The organism is Pseudomonas sp. GL_093, from assembly GCF_057837605.1.
Genome location: NZ_CM174448.1, coordinates 1,436,853 through 1,455,750, shown reverse-complemented (window position 1 = coordinate 1,455,750; position 18,898 = coordinate 1,436,853). Strand labels below are relative to the sequence as shown.

The window sequence follows — 18,898 nt, the reverse complement described above, 5'->3', positions numbered from 1 at the left end:
ATCGCCCGCAGAGCCCCACGGCCCGCCTGGGCTGCAGGTTCGTTTGCACTACATCTGGAATTGCACAAAAAACGGACGCAAAGCCCGTCGGCGGGAGGGGGATAAGTGCTTTTTCACGAGTTTTTTTCTTCACTCATCTGTTTTCGCCACGCCGCGACCTGATCGGCACTGACCAGAACCTCATCGGCCCGCTATAGCTTGACGGCGCCCCGCAGATATACTGTTTATACATACAGCAATCAGCAGGAGCCAACGATGATCGACGAACATTCTGAAAGGTCGGTAGGCCAAGCCACCGCGATCGCGCTGTGGCACGCATTGCTGCGTGATGAGGCCGCTTTGCTAGAGCACCCGGGATCTCATCACAAAGCCCTGCTGACACAGGCCTACGCCTTGCACCGGGATCAGGTGATCGACCGTGACGATCTCAGCGATCTCCTGGAGCAAGCCGATGGCGCTCTGGCCTATGCGGTCGAAGCCCTTTTTGATCGTCAGCTCGGCGAATAGGCGGCTAGCGTATGCATATGCTAATTACCCCAATGAGATACCGAGGCGTTGCACTGACGCCCCAGGAACGGCGACGCTATCCAGCGATAAAGGGCAATGTGATGGTGAACTCAGAGAACAATGCCGAGCTGGGCCGGAGTGCCAATGTGGCCAGGATAGACGTAGGTATGCCTCTTGATCCGGATCCACTACCAAGGCTGCTGGACGCAACGCTGGCGGGGATGGCTGTGACTGGCTTTGTCTTGAGCGGGATCGAATACATCGACGGTTGCGCCTATGCGCAATCCTGGTGGTGCCGCCTGGCTTGAGCTTAAAACGGAAACAGGGGCCAATGGCCCCTGCTAGTACTGATTACAGCTGCTGAAGGATCCGGATCAATCGCATTGACCAATAAGCAGTCTGCAACAGTCGAATCAGCTCTTCAGGAAGGTATCGGCTAATGAACGTTTTCATCGGCTAATTCTCCAAAAGGGTTAGCGGGATCTGCTACATCTGAAACAACGCCGCAGATGTTTCCCACTCAACGCAGTAACTAAACCCTCAACGACGCCGCAACTTATCGTCTAACTTTGCGGCGTAATTAACGTGCTAATTAGCGAATTCGCTAATAGGACACTGTTGACGGCTTCGTCACTTGGCCATACCCTTTGAATTGCGAGTTACAAAGTAGCAAGGCTGTAAGTGGTTGAAGCGAGATTACCACAGGACTTCCCTTAGGAAACAACCTGAAAATATCTGCCCCGAGGCCCGCCACTGCGCGGGCCTCGTCGTTTCTACACCCCTGCGCCACTACAGATAATGGCACATACCTCGACAAATGGCGGGTTTGCGTTGGGTGGTTACTCAAATTTGATTAGCAGGCGTTAAGAATTGCGCAGTGGCAATGTATCAATGTGCCATCAAAAATTTCCGACGAACGGTATGAGCACTTAGGCACATGTGCCTACGGCAACTTAGGCACATGTGCCTACTACACGGGAAAGTTAGTTTTTACCATAAAAACGCTATTGAAAAGCCAGCTCTAAAAACATCCGTTAAAAAGCAGGATAACTATTTTGCTAATTAGGAAAACTATTACTGCCAAATAAACGACCGGCAAATTTCACTGAGGTTTCCCCCCTACCATCGCCGTGCAAAATCTGATAGCTCGACTCAGAGCGTGATCGATTTCGTTGCCACTGATAACGCCAAAGCTTGGGCAGCTTTCGCCGTGAATGCTGCCGCATCACTAGGGCTCGGGGTTGGACCAGGCGAATGGGTATGAGCAGTAAGCTGGATATTCATCTGCTGCAGTAGATCGAGCGTGTCGCAAACTATCTTGAACAGGTTCACGCCTTCGGACCCTACCCAGTTCTTCGGAGCCTGCAGCCGCTGACTGATCCCGGCAACGCTCTTGCGTAGCCCCTTGATCTGCTCCTGCATGTCGCCACCCACGGCGGCGTTGTGCTTTTTGCCCACAACCAGGTTGAAGTCCCGCCCGGTTGCTTGGTGCAGATCGTCCAAAGCCGCAACCGTCGCGGTGCCGGCGGAATTGAGCTTGAGCGCGCCCAACGCCTCGATCTTCTTGACGCCACCGACCGTCTCCGTCGAATGGTGCTCAACTTGCTGGACGTGGCTCTGGTACCGTTCCTGGTTGTCGTGTGCCTCAACCTCGCGCTCGATCGCCTGATCCCGAATCTTCCCGTCAGTCTGCCGGGTCCAGTTGCCATCGGCGTCTACGCGCTGTTGCACGGCGTCACTGTGCTGCCAGACCTGGTCACCCTTGGGCACCTTCGGCAGGCTCAGGCCGTGCGGCAAGATTGTCTGGATATACGGGCTGCTCGGCAGGCCATAGGCGAAGCACACGACTACGCGGGTGCCCTCCTCGGGGAATCCATAGACGCCCATTTCTTCGCCGCCAGTGGGGACCGGAAGCGGAACACCGGACAGCACCGGCATATCCGGATCCGCTTCGCCACTGGGCAACAGCACTTCAATGTCGACCGCATAACGCGGGCGGAAGTCGTCACAGATCCCGGCGCCGGCAGGCGCATCGGCGATGCCCACCACCCGCGCAAACCGTGGCAGGTGATAGCCACCAGTGAGTTCTGGAAACTGCCGCTCGACACTGCGCTTTATTGCGTCGTCCATTTGATCCCCATCTGAGTGCCGGCAAGCATCACGCTCGTGATTCGTTCGCCTTGGTTGATAGTTGCACCTGGTCGTAGCCCCGGCAGCGCTGAAATCGTCGCGCTTTGGTTGCCCTGGTAACCGTCGAACAGCTCGACCGGTAGCTGCAGCGGCGCCCGGGCGCCAAAGAAGCTGTCGGCCCAACTGCCCACAAACACCTCGCCGTCACCCTGCTGCTGCCAGATAAAGTCCGGGACACCGAACACCCGCGCCATGCTGTCCATGGCCTGGTACCCGGCGGCCAGACTGTAGAAAAACGGGGCCTTGACCTTGGTATAGGCCTGATCCGGAACGCGAAAGCGCAGACCGGTCTTGTCGCTGATCTCGCCCAGGACGGCGCGCAGATCCACATGGCGCAGATTCAACGGCAGCGGGTTGGCCAGCACAGCGGCCAGCTCGCGACAGAGCACGACCTGCTGCACGCTGTTGGCCCCGGTGCTGCGTTCCACAAACCCAATGAAATGGCGTTGCAAGGCACTTTCGTTGTACCCGATGTCGAGCGTCACCAGCCCTTTGACCGGCGCGCTGGACTGGATCGTGAACATCGCTCGCCCTGGGCTTTTCACGTCCAGGCGAACTTCGTCCTTCACCAGCTGGTGCACCACGCCGCCGATGGTCAGCACCTTGTGCAACTTCAGACTCATGGGGTGCCGCCTATGTAGTTGTCGACTTTCTTCAGCACGGCTTCGAAGCCAGTCAGTTCTGGACCGTTTCCAGACCCGCTCGCGCCAGCACTGGCGCCGGCCACACCATCGCCCGGGGCAGACTGCGCATTGACGCCGCTGGCGGCGCGTCGGCTCTCGACCTTCTCAGGGTTCGACAGCTTCTCCGACAAGGTGAACTGGATGATCCATTGCGACAGCGTGTCGTCTTCCCGGGCGCTGACGCCGTCGGAAAACTGCACCTGGCGAATGCCGAAGGCCTCGGCGGTGTCGTTGACGATTCGGTAGGTTCGTAGCTGGCCACCGCCACCGGTGCCCTCGGCCAGACGCATCAGCGTGCGCAATTGAGCGCTGTCCTTGTAGCGGATCATCATCGCCACGGTCAGCGTCTTCGGCTTGAAGCCTTTGTGCGACTTGTCGGTGTTGCTGGTCTGCCCCGACATGTCGTCGCTGTCGATTTTCAGGTTGGCGGTGACCTTGAGGCGATGGCCGATGATCTGCTCACCATCGAGCAACAGCGTCATAGGCCCACCAGTTCGCGCACGAAACTCAGCCCTTGGAGCGAGCCGACCAGCATCACCCCGGCCGACTGCACCCATTCATGACCTGGTGCGTCGTCGCCCTCGAGCAACTGCTTGCGCAACTCATTGGTGTCGCCTGGGCCAATCAACCGCGCCTGCATGGTCGGCTCGTCGGTACCGCCGGAAAGCAGCGCCTTGAGTGCCGACAACTTGTCGTCCTGGTCGACTGACTGCTGGGCTTTACGTTGGGCAAGATCGGCCAAGTCGCTCAGCGGCGAACTGTCAGCCGCGTAACTTTCCATCATGGCCAACTGGCCATTGAACGATTGAGTGGCCGTTTTGACCACGGTACAACTCTGCAGCGGCAGATCGGACCAGGTCGGCTGCATGCCGCTGGTTGGGATTTGCCACTTTTCCGCCTCAAGCTGCACCAGGTTGCGTGCTCGGCGCTCGGCGCGCTGCAGGTCCGCGATCGGCAGCAAGGCGTTGAACTTCGACAACACGCTGGCTAACAGGCTGAAATTGGTACCCAGGAACAGCAGCACCAGGGCGTATTGCTCGCCAGCCGGCCGAGCCGCGTCGGTACTGTCGTCGAGCTTTTCGGCCAGGCGCTGCAGCACGCTGGGGGCCGATAGGAAACGCTGGTAACCGGTGCCCTGACCAACGCCACTTTGAAACGGGGTGACGACGATGCATTTCGGGGATTCGCTGAACTGCGCATTGAGCGCGGCGCGCCCATTCGCAACAACGTCCTTGACGATGCCGCCGATAGCGCTCGGATCCGTGGTGGCCAAGCCATCGAGGCTGCTCAACCGTTGGGCGGTACTCAGCAAGTTTTCCCCGGCCAATGCCTTGGCATCGGTCATCTGATCCATCCACGCCGTTGCCTGCTCGGGCCAGCGCATCGTCACCGGTGCCCAATTCATGGGTGCGGATCCTCCCAGGTGATCGCTGACAAGGCGCTCAGGTCTTTGTCCGCCAGTGCTTGGTCAAGTCGCTGTTTCAGCGCATCCGACTTCTGCAGCAACTTCATTTTGAAGGACATGAAATCGTTGCTCACCTGACGCAACTGGGCAGCGGTGTGCATCCGAAACGCCTTAATTCCGCTCGGATCGCGGCAGGAGTAAGCCATTTCCAGTCCCTGAATCACCGACCCCATCAGATTGACCTGATCGTCCATCTGGCTGCTGTAGCCATAGACGGCGCCGAGTGCATCGGAAGTGAAGCCGCCAAGAATGGTCGCCTCACAGGAGGTGTTCACATCCACGTATTTCCGGCCGTGCATCTGCACCAGGACGGCCGGGATATCGTCGACCCATTGGCCGTTTTTCCAGACCTGATACGGTTCCGGCACCTGCAGCGTATAGCCGGCAGGCAACGGGCCGACCCGTTCTACCTTCTTCGGCTCGCCGGTCGCGGTGTTGTAGATCGTCAGGCCCAGCAGGGAGTCGATCAGTTGCCATTTAGTCCCGGTCCAGTAGGCGGTTTTATTGGCCGGCGCTGCAGGTGGTGGTTCAGTCACACAGCCCGACGGGATCAACCAGTTCTGATCGTCCAGCGGATCCTGGTCGGCTTCGACCTCGCACAGGTAGATGCCCAGTGGATCGGTTTGGTAGACAATTTTTGCAGTCACGGAATGGCCTCAATACTTGATACAGAAGAGCTGGGCGACGTTGCGCGGACGGGTTTCGTTGGCGCTATTACCCGAGTCCATACCGGTTACGGTCCCGGCAGTCGCTGCAACGTTAGCGTTCGGCGCGTAGGCGTTGTTACCCGCTGAACCATTGAGCGAGGTCCGGAAGGCGTGGGTGTGGTTTTCCAGGGCATGCGCCTGATTGCCGCCGAAGGAACGGCCAGAGTCCACGCCCCGGGTGTCATCCCAGCCCCGGACAAACTCGCCGCGCAGATCCGGCAATCTGAAGGTGCTGACACCATCACCCGCGCCGTACACCCCGCCGATCGCCGAGAACAGCGCGGCATAGGTGGTGCGCGACACCAGCGCGCCGTTGGCTTTTAGCCACCCCGCTGGGGCGGTCGACTGCGCGAATGAGGCCGTCATGCCGGTGAACACAGCCAGGACTTCGCCCTTGGCCACCTGAACGCACTTGGTGGTCGCCAGGATTGTGCTGCTGTTGGTCGACGGATCGTCGCTCTTCGCGTTCGGCAGGTTGCCCAGGCCGACATCGTCTTTGGTGGTTGCCCGGGCGCGCAGCTGCGCATAGTCGCCAATCCGATTGGCGAACTGGGTGACCAACGCACCGGTGATGGGCTCGACCGGACGGCGGTCGGTAATGGTGGCGGCGTCGACCAGGTCGGCGATCTTCACGCAGTAATGCTGTACGCCGGCGCTGTCGGTGTAGTCTGGAACGTCGGCACCAAACACAACCTTCCAGCTGGTCACCACGTCGTTCAATTCACGCTGCAGGCACACGTCCAGCCAGGCCGACGTCGGCAGCGCCGGCGGAACGACTGGCAACGCGGCGGACCGCACCAGGCGAATGCCTTCCACGTAGGCCGTCCCGGGTTTGAGCTGGTAGGCCGAACCGACCTTCTCCAGCTGCAGCGCGCTGCTGAAGAAACACGCCCGCCCGAACACGTCGCGGGTAAACACGCGCTCGCGCTCATCGATGCCGGCCAGGCGCACAGTGAAGTCGTGTTGCCAGGTGCTGGCATCAATGGTGATGCCGGTCAGCGCCTGGGCACCGTCGAAGGCCAACAAGAAGTTGCGGGTGAGGTTGTTGCCGATCTGCAACGGCGGAATGTTGCGGCGTTTGATCTGCAACGGCACGTAGGCCACGGCGAGCAACACACCTTCGGCCGTCTCCAGGCCGATCCAGTTGAAATCCCAGTCACCGACGTCAGAGCCAATCTGGGAGCTGTACACGACCTGGTTGGGGTTCACGTAGCCGGCATTGTCGTCCGGGATGTCATAGACGTGAACGATCTGTCCCGCTGCAGGTTTCGGTGCGGCACGATCCACCGGCCCGCTAGGGTCAAGCCCGGGCACGTTGGCAAAAATGAAGCGCGCCACATCAAGGCCCTGCTGGGCGACGTGCTTTTGGGCGATCAGGGTTTCACCCGCAAGGGTAATGCTGGCTCCCATCGGGGGCTCCTACAGGCTGGCAACCAGCGTTTGCTGGTCGTCGTTGAAGTCGACCACGGCGACACGCAAGGCCACCGGGGTAAGGGTTACGAAGTCATACCGGCGGCAGGTGCGGCCGTACTGCTGAATCAGCACACGCAGCAGCTCGGGGTTCTGCGACAGCTGGGAGTCGGAGAAACGCAGCAGCACCACGTCCCAATCCCGATCGGGCATGCGTTCCTCGATCTCGACGTAACCTACGCCGAGGCGCTGCAGGATGCGTTTCATGCCGGCCGTGCTGCCGGCGTCCACCGCGTTGATGAAGGCGTATTTCACGCGCAGGCGGTAAAGCGCCTCGGGTTCGCCCTTGAAACGGGTGATGTCGCGCTGCCAGGCCAGCAGATCGAGCACAATCAAGTGGCAGGTCTCGGCGTCCATCTGCAGCAGCGGCCAGCGCATCCAACCTTCCACCGTTTCCCACCAGGACTGCGCCGCCGCCTTGAGCTTCGTCGGCTCCGCGCCGTCGAGCCAGAAGGGCAATTCGAGCTTAATCATGGAGTGTCACCTGCAGCGTCTGGATCCGGGGAATGCTCAGCTCGGAGAGGATGTCGGTGTTGGTAAAGTGCAGCGATTCAAGGCCGGCGAACTGCTGGTGCAGCTCTTCGCCCAGACGGCTGAACGAAAAGCGCGACTGCGGGAAGGTCAGCGTCGGCTGATAGTCCTTGGCGCTGCTTTCACGGAATGCCGCCCGTATGAACAGTTCGATGTCCGCCTTGAGCGCAGTGCGCTGCACCTCGGTCAGCGTCGATCGCGGCCAGATGTCCACGGCAATGTTGGCCAGGGTTTCGGGCATGACCATCACCAACAGGTCATCACCGTGGCCATGGTTACCTTCGTCGCGGATCTTAGAGTTGATCTGCACCAGGTACTCGGCGGCGGGCACGCCGGCTTCGAACAGGACAAAGGCGTTTGCACTGCCCGGGCCACGCGGCGCGTCGTGCTCGAAGTACACCCCGTCAGGCTGCACGCCGGGAAACGCGGCGATCAAGGCACGATAGACTGCGTCGGTGTGCCATTGGTTGACCGCCGAAAACTGGTTGCGCACGCGCAGGCGCAGGTCGTCATCCAGCTCTTGGTCCGCACCTGGTGACGACAGCCAGTCGTCGGTATTGGTGACGGAAGCAATGCCCGGGACCGGGACCGGCAAAACACCGTAGTAACCCGGGGCCAGGTTAAAACCACTGCCCTCCTCGACCGCCTCCACGGGGATCTGCAGCTGCAGCAGACCATCGGTGAAGTTGCCGACCGCTGTAGTCACCAGCTGATAGACGTGGCCGTTGATCGAGCTGGATTGCACCAAGGTGCCGATCGGCACCTGCAGCGCGCCACCCGACGCCGCACGGGTAAACAAGATGGTGCCCTTGGACTTCACCGCACTTTTGCGAGTGACGTTGACCGCCCATGCGAGCATTTCCAGCCAGGTGCCGGTCGCCGTCTTCACGAAGAAGTTCGGCAGCACGGTGTCGCTGACGAAGGTCAGCAACCACAGCACCGGTTTGGTCACCAGCGCGGTGACCACCCGCCAGAACGGCGAATAGCTGCTGGTGTTGGCCAGCTTGCTGCCCTGGGCGGTTACTTCGGCCTCCCACGCCTGGCGCAACGCTGCCTCGGTGGTGGGAATGCCGGCGTCGGCCAGCGCCTGTTTGAAATCAACGTCGCTCAAAGGGTTACCTCGATATCGCCGAATTTGAGAGTTTTGGCCGTGACCAGGTACTGGCCAGGCTCCAGCTGGGTGATCCGGGCGGTACCGGGTACCAGACGCACGTCGTCTTCCACCAGCAGCTCCAGTTGCTGGATGCAATCGCGTTGCTTCAGGCGGTTGCGCTCGGCCACCAGGGTCACCAGCAGCCCGCTTTCACGAATCATGTGAGCGATGTCCTGGGCAATGCAGGCCCGGTCCTCGACCGGTACCGGCTGACGACTCGCGTCCAGGGCAAAGTCATTGCCGATGATCAACAGATCCACGTAATCACTCATCCCGGTACCGCCATACCGATCATGTTTTCCAGCTCCAGCTGGTTCATCGGTTTGCTGTTGGTCAGGTTCAGGTTTTCAACGTGAACACCTTGGTTTTGCGTCTGGCTGTTGTTGTTCTGGATGGTGCGCAGGAAGCCGCCTTGCGGCACGGCCGTAGGCCCAGAGGGGGAAATGCTGCCGGTGCTGGAGCGCAGCTGTTCCTGCGTTTGCGGGTCCACCGGTACCGACACGCCAGGCACTTGCGGCACCTTGGGCAGGCTGCCGAACGACGCCTCGATGTTCACGCCGGGAATCTTGTTCAGCAGCTCGATCAAGCTGCTGATGGCGTCGGTGAAGATCGACACGATGCCGTCCCACGCAGCGCTGGCCATACCCGACCAGCCGCCCATGGAACCGAACCAATCCGACAGTGCCTGCAGTTGCTCGGACACCCACTTGAACGCGGCGGTGTTCATCAGCGCCGAGGTCCATTGGTCCCAGTAAACGACTGCAGCGACGACCGCCGCGACCAGGGCGACGATGCCGATGATGATCAGCAACACCGGGTTAGCGGCCAGCGCCGCGTTGACCAGCCAAATTGCCCCCTGCCAGAGCAGCATTGCGCCCCGGACAATGCCCATCCAGGTGTACATGCCGACCAGGCCGACCACAAAGGCGCTGATCAATACGGTGTGCACCAGGAACATCGCGATGCTGCGAAAACCCGTCCAGGTCAGCACCTTCCAAATCGTGACCAAAGCCAACCACACCAGCTTGCTCAACCCGACAACAGCGGTCAGCGTGGCCATCGCGCCGGCAAGGCCGAGAATGACCAGAACCACGATGCCGATGGCCCGGGTGATGTTGGGGAACAGTTGCGTCCAGCGCGTCAGCGTCGACGCAATACCCACCAGGCGATCCATCAGCGGCGTCAGCAGCGGGATCAACGATTGGCCGAAAGCGATGCGCAACGCCTGCACGGCGGCACCGAACTGCTGCCACGGGTCCACCATGGCCTTGGCCATCTGCTCGGCGCTTTCCAGCCCGCGCACCTTGCCCAATTGATCCAGTCCGTTTTTCAGTCGGTCGGTGTCCTTGGCCAGCGCGCCAATGACCTGGGCGCCTTCACCACCGAACGCATCCAGCAACTTCGCACTGGCCGAGGCGCTGTTCAGGTCGCCCAGCTTGCCCTGGAGCGCGTCCAGAACTTGCAGGATCGGCAACATCTTGCCCTGCCCGTCCGTCAGCTTGACGCCCAGTTTTTCGGCACCGGCGCCGGCGTTCTCGAAAAACGCCTTGTACCGGCCACCGGCGTCACCGCCTTCCATGGTGCTGCTGAGGCTACCGATCACCGCGAACTGCTCGGACAAGTCGACGCCAAAGCTGGTGGCGATCGCCCCGACTTCCTTGAAGGCATCCTTCAACTGGGCACCGTCGGTGCGGAACAGCTTCACCGCAAGCGCTGTCTGGCCACCAAGCTTTTCGGCCCACTCAGTTCGGCCCATGGCGTCCGCCTGGCCCTTGAACAGGTTGTACATGGTGCCAACATAGGCACTCATGGTTTCCGCGTCACTCTTGGTGGCCTTGGCCAAGATGTTGCTGGTGTTGGTGATCGAGGTAAGCTGACTGGCGCTCAGCCCTTTGATCGCGCCTTCGACGGTCGCCGCCGACGCGACAAAATCCTGAGCACTGGCGGCATAGTCGACGGAAAACTCCAACGCCTTCTGATTGAGCGAGGACAGCGCGTCCTCGGCAATGCCCAGCGATCGGACCTCACCCAGCGCCCGGTTCATCTCGAGTGCCGGCTCCAGCGATTCAGTGATGGCCACGCCAGCACCCACCATTCCGGCAAGGCCTGCGCCTACCTTGATGATGTTCTGCTGGCCCTGATTGGCCAGGTCCGAGAAGCTGGTTTTCACCTTGCCCAACGGGGCGCTGACCTTGTCGGTCAGACTGAGAATGAAAGCCAGGCGGGCAGCGCGATCAGCCATGGGTGTCCTATCCGTTCAGCGCGTAGGCGATGCCGTTGGCAACAGCGATCTCCATCCGGCGCCAGTGTTCGTCTTCCAGCCACTTGGCGGTGCCCATGTTTTCGATTGAGGGCTCCGCACCAGGTAACCAGCGATTGGCCAGGGCAAGCAGCTGCCCTAAGCCGTCTTCCTTCAGGCTTTCAGCGTGCCCGAGGACTTTTTTACGATGATGTCAACGTTCGGGGCGTACTCCTCGAGGAGCGCGCCGGCGATGGTCATGGTCTGCACCGGGTTGGCCAGCAGCAGCTTGAGAGCGGCTTTTTGTTCCTGCTGGACGGTGCCCATCAACAGGTTGCTGGCCGGCGCGACCTTGTTGTTCTGCGTGGTCGAGTTGAAGTACTTCGTCACGTCCGCAGGAGTCAGGTGGAACAGGAATTCCGAGTCGCCGATTTCCAGGGTGATGTCGCGGTTTACGTCAGTCATTGGGGTGCATCCGTTTGAGGGTTGGAAGTTGCTGCCGGCGTTCGTTGAATCACCAGGCGTATGTGGTCTTGCAAGCCGAGAATCATTTGCTTGCTCAGGGCGAGCTGATCTCGGAGGGTGAAATAATCCGGTCGAGCGTCTGCTGCGAGTTCGGCGGTGCTTGCATCAGCCACGCCGCCGGCGCCGGTGGTGGCGGGCACGACGGGTACGGCACAGGTGGCGCGGACTGGCAGCCGCTGACGGCCATCGTCAACAGCGAGGCGCAGAGCAAGGTTTTTGTCCTGTTCATCGTTCAATTCCCGGGTGCGTTGTTGGTCAATCAGGTCGCGGGCCGCGAGCATTTCGCCGCTGATGCGGGCTGCCTCGCGCAGACCGTCCCGCTCGCTCACGGCACTGTCGCGCTCACGAATCGCGTCGTCTCGCTGGTCCATGACCCAATCGAACGCGGTCCAGAGCACCAGGCCGACGAACAAGGTTCGAAGTAACAGCTGCAGTGGGCTGATGTTCATTTGGCGCACAGCCCCGCTTCGGCGCGGCGCCGGTTATGCAGTCCAGGCACGAACACCTTTTTGCCCTGGACGTTGGTCACGTACGACCAGACCGGGGTTCTGCCGTCAGGCGCCCAGGCCAAGGCCTTGCAGCCCTCAGTGGTGCGACCGGCGTTGATCAGGCCGACGGCACGACTGGCGCAGGTGTTGGCGGTGCCGACGTTGTGCGCGTGGCTGCTCAGCGCGTCGAACGTGTTCTGGCCGATCGCCTCATTACTCAAGCAGTCAGCCAGCTGCAGCTGGCCCTTGCGAACCACCAGGCTTTCCACCTCGGCGCAGCGCGCGTCGGACCAGTAGTCGCCCACAATCACTGCCGCAGGGCTGGTGTGACGGGTGATGCCCTTGCACACAGTCGGCAGGCCGCCAGCGAGCTTGTCGGCATAGACGACGTTCTGACCGGTGCCTTCCCAGGTGCCCAGGAAGGCCATCAGCGTGCCACTGGCCAGCGCGATCGCACCGGCGGCGATCTTGTTACGCAGGCTCATGGGAACAACATCTTGAACAAGGATGGCGCGACCATCTGCGCGATGGTACCCAGCACGGTCAGGATCGTCAGGGCCTTGGCCACTTTGCTGCCGATGTCGGCGACGGTGGCCGTCAGTTTGCGCTGGCCATCATTGAGGTCAGCCAACTGGCCGGCCATGTGCTCGAACTGGCCTTCGAGTTTGGTCACCCGCGTCGGCACGCCTTCATTGCGGTCTTCGATGTCGCTGACTCGGTGCTCGAGCACGGCCATTTTTCGGTCGAGCTTTCGCACCAGGGCAGCGTCGACTACCGGATCTAAAGGGTTTGGAACTGAATTCATCGGCGGTCGCTCCGCTCGAAAGTCGTTTGGCAAGGCACGCAACGGGTGATTCCGCCCAGCGCCTGGCGCGCAGCTGGAATCTCGTTGTCGCAGTCCTCGCAATGGGTGCGGCTTGGCCCGGTCGGCCGCTTGCACGCCAGCTGGGCCTTGATGGCCTGCTCGCGCTGCCGGAGCTCAAGCGCTTGGGCACGGTCGAACGGGCAAACCATCAGGTCAGACCCTCGATCTCAGCCGCGTCCAGGTACGGCACGCCGTTGATCTTCACGAAGTCCGGACTGGTGACGTCGTACGGGATCTTGTGCTTGTTCTTCTCCGCGCCTTTCGGGTCGATGCTCAACAGGCTGGACAGGCGCAACTTGCAGCCGAACGCCTCGATGCGCAGTTCCTCTTCGCCGGCCTTGGCGAAGAACACGATGTCGAACGGCTCCAGTGCCCGAAAGCTGCCGGCTGTCTTGGCGGCTTCGATCAGCAGGTTGAAGTTGGTGGTGTCCAGCTCGATTTCGCCGGCGGCGGCCACATCCCCATCGACATGCCCGTTTGGCACACCCTTGGTCTGTGCCACGGCAGTGTTGTCAGTGATGTCCAGGGTGCAGCTTTCGACGTGTACCTGCAGATCGCCCAGGTTCACGTCAAAGTTCTTACCGCCAATCTTTGCCGCCATGGGGTTACTCCGTATCGTCGGTGGAAAGATCCAGCGCGATGTTCGCGGTCAGGTCTTTCGGGCAGTTGAGGGGGCGCAGCTTGATGTACGCCTCGACGCTGGTTTTGCTGGTCCAGGACAGAACGATGTCGCCGTCCTTGGGCTGCTCGATCTCGCCCGGGAACACCTGGCCAGCGAAGGTGGTCGACTTCGCCATGGCGCGCAGCGGTGCCATCAGGGCGTTGACGTTCACGGCCATGCTGTTGGGGGAGTTGTTCAGGCGGCGATCGGCGACGCGACGGATCAGCAACGGACGGATCTGGCGAGCGGCTTTGTCGGTGACACGCAGGTATTCGATCACCAGAAAATCGCTTCCTGGTGCATCGAGCATGTTGCCGTCGCCCCAGTACACGCCCGGGTAATCCGGATAGGTCTGGCTGACGGAGAAACGCGCCTTGTCGAGCTCGGCACGCAGCGCGGACTGCAGGGGCACGCCTTCTTTGTCAGTGGGCACGGGGCCCAAGCCCAGCAAAGAACCAGAGGCCACGCGCATCGGGCTGTCGGCGATGCTGGTAGCGGCATTGGCCAGGCGACCGGCCAGCACGCCCAAATCGTTGCCGTGCAACTGCGGCACGACCAGGACACGCGGCGCGGACAGGTTCAGCGTGATCGCCTTTTGCGCGGTCAGGTATTCCGCCCAGGTCTTCGTCGGATCGATGCCGGCAGTGGAAGCCATCACAAACACGCGGCGACCGAAGGTATTGCTCAGCTCAACGGCCGCGTCGTGCATTTCCGACAGCGCCTGGCCATCTTCAACCGGCGCCGTGATCACAACACCTTCAACCGAATAGCCCTGCTGCTGGGCCTTCTCCAGTGCGTCTTGCCACCCGCCATCAACGGCGACGGGAGCAGCCAAACAGGCCCAGCGGTCGCCACCATTTAAGCGTGCGGCAGTGATCTGAGTTTTCAGATCACTGACAGGGATGCCGAGCTGCACATCCAGATCGCTGTCAGTGTTCAAGGGAATCAGCGAGCCGACGTTTTTGGCGCCGACACCGATGAAAAGGAAATAGCGTTCAACCGCTGTCACAGCGCCCTGGCTGAGATTGAGGTTGTTAACGCTGACTTTGCCGAGTGCCATGCAGTGCCTCGCTAGCGGGGAGAATTAAGGATTTGTTGCAGCACCTGGTTAACCAGCAGGCTGGTATCCCGATCGGTGCTCACGCCGAGGAACTGGCGTTTTGGCAGGGTGATGTCCCAGCTTTGCGCACCAGTGGATTCGGTTTTTTGGTCGTCCAGGATGCGGATCAGCAGACCCGCCTTGGCGTAGTTCACATGCTCTTGAATCCACGCCACGGACGGGCGCGTGAGGCTCTTCTTACCTTCCTGGCGGACCTTGAAACCGAGACGGCGCAGGCGCTTGGCCTGCTTTTCCGTCGCGGCCAGGCCGGGAGGTGTTTTGTTCCATTGGCGCATCTGCGCGGCGGTACGACGTTCCGAAACGCCGTTGTGCTGCTGCGATGCCACCCAGCGGGTCAGCGCACTGCGCCAACCCAGCTCGGCTTCATCGGCATTCACGCGGGTGACCATCAGCAATTTGCCGAGGCCCGCCTCCATCTTCTTTTTGCCCTTGCCGTCGCCCTTGCGCGGGGCGAACGGAGTGCCGTCGACGTTCTGCTGGCTGCGGATCCGCTGGCGGCTCATGCTGCGCACGCGCTTGGTGACGTTGTTCAACAGACGCCGACGCAACTGCGGGGGCAGGCTCAACAGCGCCAGTTGTTCCTGGACGCCCAGGTAACCGCGCACATCGAGTTCGAAGGTGCTACGCGCCATCGCCGATCACCTCGCCGCGCTCTGCCACCCACAAATCGAACGGGACAAAAGACCAGGTCGTTCCGTAAGCGATGATCTCGCCGTCCGGATCCTCGGCCAGGTACTGGGGCTCGGTGAATTCCAGCTTGATGTCGACGTCGGCCAGATCGTCATCGAGCATGGTGATGTCGAATTGCGCCGGCTGCAGGTCGTCGCGGTCGTCGTCATTGGTTTCCAGCCAACTGCCGACAAGCGCCATCAGACGGCCCGGGTGATCGGCGAAGCGCTCCAGCGCGATGGTTGCCGTGTACTTCATGTCACCCATGTGCATGCCCTGCTCGCCCGGCTTCCAGATCAGTTCCAGGTTGACCTGGTCGGTCCAGCTGTCGAGCTGCTCGGGCGCCACCAGTTGGCGTTCGATCAGGTACGCGGTCAGCGCTTTGAGCTTGGTCATAGCAGTGCCGCCGTGATGCGCCCACGACCCTGCAGCGACCGGACGGCCTGCTGGCTGAACTGCAAGAAGGATTCGCCACGCTCGGGCAGCTCCTTACCGGTGTTTTCCGCACTCTCACGGCGGGTTACCGTGGCGAATTGAGTCAGCAAACTGGCCTTGGCACGGCAGTACACCGCACGTTTGTACGTCGCGGCTTGAAAGGTGCGCTCCGGCAGGACGGTGGTGTCTGCAGACTCAACGCTTGACACTCCAACGCCCTGCCAGCGCGCTTTTAACTCGGCCAGATCGCGGTTGACCTCGGTCATGGCCGTGGCCAAATCAGTGACCAGCATGTCTACCAGGTACTCCGCCGGCAGGCGGTAACCCTTCTGAAACTCAGCCACGGAGAGGTTCGGCCAAAAGCCGTCGTTCTCGATCGCCTGTTCCACAAAGGTGGTGGGTTTCCCGGAAAAGCTCATTGCAGGCCACTCAAATAGGGCGGGGAGCCTGTTTTCAGTGGGACGGTCCATAAATGGGCGGCTCACTTCCACAGGTCCCCGCTGGGGGGGTAGTCGGTTATTCGGAGGCCGACGTGGCCTGTTGTTTTGCCAGTGCCTTGCGGCACTTTTCGATACGGGTGTTATTACCAGCCGCCGAGTGCAACTCGGTTGAACGCTCCAGATGCTTGATCGCGGTTTCCCACTGCTGAGCATCCTGGGCACGCATGCCGATCAACTTGTGGTACTTGCTCGGGATCTGTTCTGTCAGGTCCCATTCGCCGTCCACGCGAGGCAGCAGGTCGGACAGGTACGGTTCCGGACTGCGAGTAGCGTTGTATTCGGCGTAAGCCCATTCGATGACGGCATCCGCGACAAAGGTCTGGATGTCGCGGCGCTTGAAGCGCTCCGGCATCTGCTGACCCTGCTCGATCAGGAAGTCCGCCAGTTCCAAGGCGTCATCGAACTGGGCGGTGTCGAACAGCCAGACCATCACCTGCACCACGACGCGGTTTGGAAAGTTCAGCCCCGATTCGCAGTAGCGCTGGACGTAGTCCTGGTACTTGGGCAGCAGCTCCTCCCGCTTGAGCGCCTGTTTGCTGGCCAGGTTCTTGAGCTCGCTCAGGCGCGCCAAATCCATATCCAGCGCCGCTTCCTGCAGCAACAGGTGCTTGCGGGCATTGGCTGGGCTGCTCAAGGCATCGGCTGGGGTGTACGCCATGGCAGCACTCGAGATGCCTGCAGCTACAGCGACTACACCCAAGGCCAGCGTGCGGCGCTTGTGCGCCAGTGCCAGGCTCACGCCACGAGCTCCACGTTTTCGGTCAGTGCGATCTTTTCCAACTGCTCGATCACATAGCCTTCATTGCGGCTGTTGTAGTCCTCGACGCGGGAGCGTTTCGGGTTGTCGACCGTCTGCTTACGCCAGCTGGTGTCCTGGAAGTAGATCGACAGGTTGTCCCAGCTGGTGACCAGCACGGCGTTGACCGGGAAGTTCGGCACACTGAACGCAGGCAGACCACCGTAGGTCGCGATGACCTGGGCGTTTTCGATGCGTTCTTTTTCGGTCGGAACATCGCCCTGTTTGGTGTACAGCTTGGCCTTGTCAGCGGCGAGCAAGTCGGTGCCGATGATGGCGACCAGGTCACCGTCTTCGCGCAGGATCTCGTCGACCATTTGCTTGGTGTCGTGCACCAGGGCATCAAGGTTGGCGTAGTCGCCACCGGCACCCAACTTGACCTTGCCAGCAGTGGCGCCCTCTTTGAGCACCTGCTGCGGGGCCTGCTCACGCAGCTGTTGCAACCAGCCCTTGTTTACGTCCTGCAGCTTCGGGTTCGCCGCCAGGTCGGTCTGAGTGGCTGCGCTGGTGCCGTTGAAGCCAATGACAATCCGGTCCTGGGCAATGCGCTTCTGCACAGCGGCGGAGTAACGGTCCTGGAAGTCGGGGAATTTCGCCCAGGCATCGATCTTGGCGTACGGCAAGCCCACATCGGACTGGGTATCAACCAGCTCGTAGGTGGTGTGCTCCAGTGCCGACGCGTCCTTGGCATCGCGGTCAGTGGTCTTAGTGTTGACGCGGCCAGTGACCGGACCATTGACACCGATGAACACCTTCTCGCCTTTGATCTCGCTCACCGGAATAACGTTGATACGCTCCAGGAAGTCAGCTTTGGCGGTGATCGCGTCGTTCAGCTCCTGAGCGATAGAAGGCTCCACGCTGAACATGCGGCTGGCACGCTCAACGCCATAGGACTCAGCCATTGCCAGCTGCAGTGCGGAAAATTGCTTGGCGCCATTGGCGCTCAGTGGCTGGGCCATGTCAGAGCACCTTTTTCTTGGTGGTAGTTACAGGGCCAGGGTTGCGCGGCAACTGGCGACCTGTGGTGGTGTTCTGCAGCGCGGTGAATTGCTTCTGTAGAGCGGCCATGCTGGCTAGCAGGGTTTTGTTCGTGGCACTGCCATTGCGGCTGAACTCGCGCTCTTCTTCGGCGGTGGTCACAATGCCGTCGACAGCTGCTTGCACGTCATCGATCGGCGCGGCGTCGGGCTCGGGGGCCTCTTCCGCGACGGGCTCAATCACAGCCTGAATGCCGGCAGCGACAATCAGCAATTGAGCCAGCAGGGCTTTCAAGGCCGTTGCTGTAGCTTCATCCATTGGGGGTTTGCTCTCGGTTGGGGTGGTGGGTACGGCGGGCTCGGTGTCCGCGGCGAAGCGCTTGAATAGGCCGGTGAGCAAGCCAATCAGCTTGCCCACTTCGCCCTGGGGTTCCTCTTCAAAGGAGCCCAGCTCAACTGACGCGGCGTAAAAGGCGTCTTTGTGGGTTTTCTTCGAAAAGTAGAGTTCCTGGGTGCCCAGGCTGGCGGGTTCATCGGTCACTCCCAGGCCGGTCAGATAGGCTTTGCCACTGCCGGCGAAGTTCGGGGTGATCTCGATGCTGGAGAACAGCTTCTGGCCCTGGTCATTCAGGTACAGCAGCCGATCGTTGGGCTTGAGCTGGGCCTCCAGAGCAATTTGCCCCTCTTCCAGATCGTCGCCTTCCTCCACCAGCCGCACGGCATAGACGGTGCCGTGGGACCCCGACCAGCGTTCGTGGTCACACCAAATCACCGCCGTGTACTTGGACGGCTTGTAGGTTTCAGCGATGTCGCGCAGTTCCTGGGGAAGGATCTCGCGACCATCGGCGGTGGTGCCGCTGGTCGCGACACGTTTCCAGAACGAAACAAGGGAACGGGGCATGGGCGATAACTGCGCT

The 18,898-nt window shown here is 61.0% G+C and carries 26 protein-coding genes; 2 read left to right on the top strand and 24 right to left on the bottom strand.

Annotated elements, in window-relative coordinates:
* Nucleotides 1-255 precede the first annotated feature (255 nt).
* Nucleotides 256-507, top strand: coding sequence for a hypothetical protein (locus tag AC3IUE_RS06540; protein ID WP_489266296.1), 252 nt, complete (start codon nucleotides 256-258; stop codon nucleotides 505-507).
* 11 nt (nucleotides 508-518) lie between these two features.
* On the top strand, nucleotides 519-815 hold the full coding sequence (locus tag AC3IUE_RS06535; protein WP_489266294.1) for a hypothetical protein: 297 nt from the start codon (nucleotides 519-521) through the stop codon (nucleotides 813-815).
* An 844-nt stretch (nucleotides 816-1,659) separates the two neighbouring features.
* Here the strand turns inward: AC3IUE_RS06535 and AC3IUE_RS06530 are convergent.
* The 24 genes from AC3IUE_RS06530 to AC3IUE_RS06415 all read right to left on the bottom strand — a co-directional run bounded on the left by AC3IUE_RS06530 (nucleotide 1,660) and on the right by AC3IUE_RS06415 (nucleotide 18,882).
* A complete protein-coding gene (locus tag AC3IUE_RS06530; RefSeq protein ID WP_489266292.1) occupies nucleotides 1,660-2,637 on the bottom strand; it encodes a hypothetical protein in 978 nt (325 codons plus the stop codon).
* Entirely contained in the window at nucleotides 2,622-3,320 is a 699-nt protein-coding gene (locus AC3IUE_RS06525) for a hypothetical protein (RefSeq protein ID WP_489266290.1), read from the bottom strand. The genes AC3IUE_RS06530 and AC3IUE_RS06525 overlap by 16 nt, the downstream gene beginning before the upstream one ends.
* Complete coding sequence (locus AC3IUE_RS06520; protein WP_489266288.1) at nucleotides 3,317-3,862, bottom strand: baseplate complex protein; 546 nt, start codon at nucleotides 3,860-3,862, stop codon at nucleotides 3,317-3,319. The genes AC3IUE_RS06525 and AC3IUE_RS06520 overlap by 4 nt, the downstream gene beginning before the upstream one ends.
* Nucleotides 3,859-4,785: a hypothetical protein gene (locus AC3IUE_RS06515; RefSeq protein ID WP_489266286.1), complete on the bottom strand. Its 927-nt coding sequence runs from the start codon at nucleotides 4,783-4,785 to the stop codon at nucleotides 3,859-3,861. Before AC3IUE_RS06515 ends, AC3IUE_RS06520 begins: the two co-directional genes overlap by 4 nt.
* The gene (locus AC3IUE_RS06510; protein WP_489266284.1) at nucleotides 4,782-5,492 is read right to left on the bottom strand and encodes a phage tail protein; all 711 of its coding nucleotides are present in this window, start codon (nucleotides 5,490-5,492) and stop codon (nucleotides 4,782-4,784) included. Before AC3IUE_RS06510 ends, AC3IUE_RS06515 begins: the two co-directional genes overlap by 4 nt.
* A 9-nt stretch (nucleotides 5,493-5,501) precedes the next feature.
* Nucleotides 5,502-6,962, bottom strand: coding sequence for a phage tail-collar fiber domain-containing protein (locus AC3IUE_RS06505; protein ID WP_489266282.1), 1,461 nt, complete (start codon nucleotides 6,960-6,962; stop codon nucleotides 5,502-5,504).
* Between the two features lie 9 nt (nucleotides 6,963-6,971).
* Nucleotides 6,972-7,496 carry a phage tail protein gene (locus AC3IUE_RS06500; protein WP_489266280.1) on the bottom strand — a complete coding sequence of 175 codons (525 nt, stop codon included), beginning with the start codon at nucleotides 7,494-7,496 and terminating at the stop codon, nucleotides 6,972-6,974.
* The gene (locus tag AC3IUE_RS06495) at nucleotides 7,489-8,664 is read right to left on the bottom strand and encodes a baseplate J/gp47 family protein (RefSeq protein WP_489266278.1); all 1,176 of its coding nucleotides are present in this window, start codon (nucleotides 8,662-8,664) and stop codon (nucleotides 7,489-7,491) included. Before AC3IUE_RS06495 ends, AC3IUE_RS06500 begins: the two co-directional genes overlap by 8 nt.
* Nucleotides 8,661-8,978, bottom strand: a complete 318-nt coding sequence (locus AC3IUE_RS06490; protein ID WP_489266276.1) for a DUF2590 family protein — start codon at nucleotides 8,976-8,978, stop codon at nucleotides 8,661-8,663. Before AC3IUE_RS06490 ends, AC3IUE_RS06495 begins: the two co-directional genes overlap by 4 nt.
* Complete coding sequence (locus AC3IUE_RS06485) at nucleotides 8,975-10,948, bottom strand: phage tail tape measure protein (protein WP_489266274.1); 1,974 nt, start codon at nucleotides 10,946-10,948, stop codon at nucleotides 8,975-8,977. The genes AC3IUE_RS06490 and AC3IUE_RS06485 overlap by 4 nt, the downstream gene beginning before the upstream one ends.
* A gap of 7 nt (nucleotides 10,949-10,955) precedes the next feature.
* A complete protein-coding gene (locus AC3IUE_RS06480; RefSeq protein ID WP_448647675.1) occupies nucleotides 10,956-11,099 on the bottom strand; it encodes a DUF6890 family protein in 144 nt (47 codons plus the stop codon).
* A gap of 20 nt (nucleotides 11,100-11,119) precedes the next feature.
* Entirely contained in the window at nucleotides 11,120-11,410 is a 291-nt protein-coding gene (locus tag AC3IUE_RS06475; protein ID WP_489266272.1) for a putative phage tail assembly chaperone, read from the bottom strand.
* The gene (locus AC3IUE_RS06470; RefSeq protein ID WP_489266270.1) at nucleotides 11,407-11,919 is read right to left on the bottom strand and encodes a lysis system i-spanin subunit Rz; all 513 of its coding nucleotides are present in this window, start codon (nucleotides 11,917-11,919) and stop codon (nucleotides 11,407-11,409) included. The genes AC3IUE_RS06475 and AC3IUE_RS06470 overlap by 4 nt, the downstream gene beginning before the upstream one ends.
* Nucleotides 11,916-12,443 (bottom strand): lysozyme, encoded by a 528-nt coding sequence (locus tag AC3IUE_RS06465; RefSeq protein WP_489266268.1) that lies wholly within the window; start codon nucleotides 12,441-12,443, stop codon nucleotides 11,916-11,918. The genes AC3IUE_RS06470 and AC3IUE_RS06465 overlap by 4 nt, the downstream gene beginning before the upstream one ends.
* The gene (locus AC3IUE_RS06460) at nucleotides 12,440-12,763 is read right to left on the bottom strand and encodes a hypothetical protein (RefSeq protein WP_489266266.1); all 324 of its coding nucleotides are present in this window, start codon (nucleotides 12,761-12,763) and stop codon (nucleotides 12,440-12,442) included. Before AC3IUE_RS06460 ends, AC3IUE_RS06465 begins: the two co-directional genes overlap by 4 nt.
* Nucleotides 12,760-12,972 (bottom strand): TraR/DksA C4-type zinc finger protein, encoded by a 213-nt coding sequence (locus tag AC3IUE_RS06455; RefSeq protein ID WP_489266264.1) that lies wholly within the window; start codon nucleotides 12,970-12,972, stop codon nucleotides 12,760-12,762. The genes AC3IUE_RS06460 and AC3IUE_RS06455 overlap by 4 nt, the downstream gene beginning before the upstream one ends.
* Entirely contained in the window at nucleotides 12,972-13,424 is a 453-nt protein-coding gene (locus AC3IUE_RS06450) for a DUF2597 family protein (protein WP_489266262.1), read from the bottom strand. Before AC3IUE_RS06450 ends, AC3IUE_RS06455 begins: the two co-directional genes overlap by 1 nt.
* 4 nt (nucleotides 13,425-13,428) lie before the next feature.
* Nucleotides 13,429-14,544 (bottom strand): DUF2586 domain-containing protein, encoded by a 1,116-nt coding sequence (locus tag AC3IUE_RS06445; protein ID WP_489266260.1) that lies wholly within the window; start codon nucleotides 14,542-14,544, stop codon nucleotides 13,429-13,431.
* Between the two features lie 11 nt (nucleotides 14,545-14,555).
* Nucleotides 14,556-15,236 carry a phage virion morphogenesis family protein gene (locus AC3IUE_RS06440; protein WP_489266258.1) on the bottom strand — a complete coding sequence of 227 codons (681 nt, stop codon included), beginning with the start codon at nucleotides 15,234-15,236 and terminating at the stop codon, nucleotides 14,556-14,558.
* Complete coding sequence (locus AC3IUE_RS06435; protein WP_489266256.1) at nucleotides 15,226-15,669, bottom strand: phage tail protein; 444 nt, start codon at nucleotides 15,667-15,669, stop codon at nucleotides 15,226-15,228. The genes AC3IUE_RS06440 and AC3IUE_RS06435 overlap by 11 nt, the downstream gene beginning before the upstream one ends.
* Nucleotides 15,666-16,127 carry a head completion/stabilization protein gene (locus tag AC3IUE_RS06430; protein ID WP_489266254.1) on the bottom strand — a complete coding sequence of 154 codons (462 nt, stop codon included), beginning with the start codon at nucleotides 16,125-16,127 and terminating at the stop codon, nucleotides 15,666-15,668. Before AC3IUE_RS06430 ends, AC3IUE_RS06435 begins: the two co-directional genes overlap by 4 nt.
* Before the next feature lie 97 nt (nucleotides 16,128-16,224).
* Nucleotides 16,225-16,947, bottom strand: a complete 723-nt coding sequence (gene gpM, locus AC3IUE_RS06425; protein ID WP_489266252.1) for a phage terminase small subunit — start codon at nucleotides 16,945-16,947, stop codon at nucleotides 16,225-16,227.
* Nucleotides 16,944-17,963, bottom strand: a complete 1,020-nt coding sequence (locus AC3IUE_RS06420; RefSeq protein ID WP_489266250.1) for a phage major capsid protein, P2 family — start codon at nucleotides 17,961-17,963, stop codon at nucleotides 16,944-16,946. The genes gpM and AC3IUE_RS06420 overlap by 4 nt, the downstream gene beginning before the upstream one ends.
* Before the next feature lies 1 nt (nucleotide 17,964).
* Nucleotides 17,965-18,882, bottom strand: coding sequence for a GPO family capsid scaffolding protein (locus AC3IUE_RS06415; protein WP_489266248.1), 918 nt, complete (start codon nucleotides 18,880-18,882; stop codon nucleotides 17,965-17,967).
* Nucleotides 18,883-18,898 lie beyond the last annotated feature (16 nt).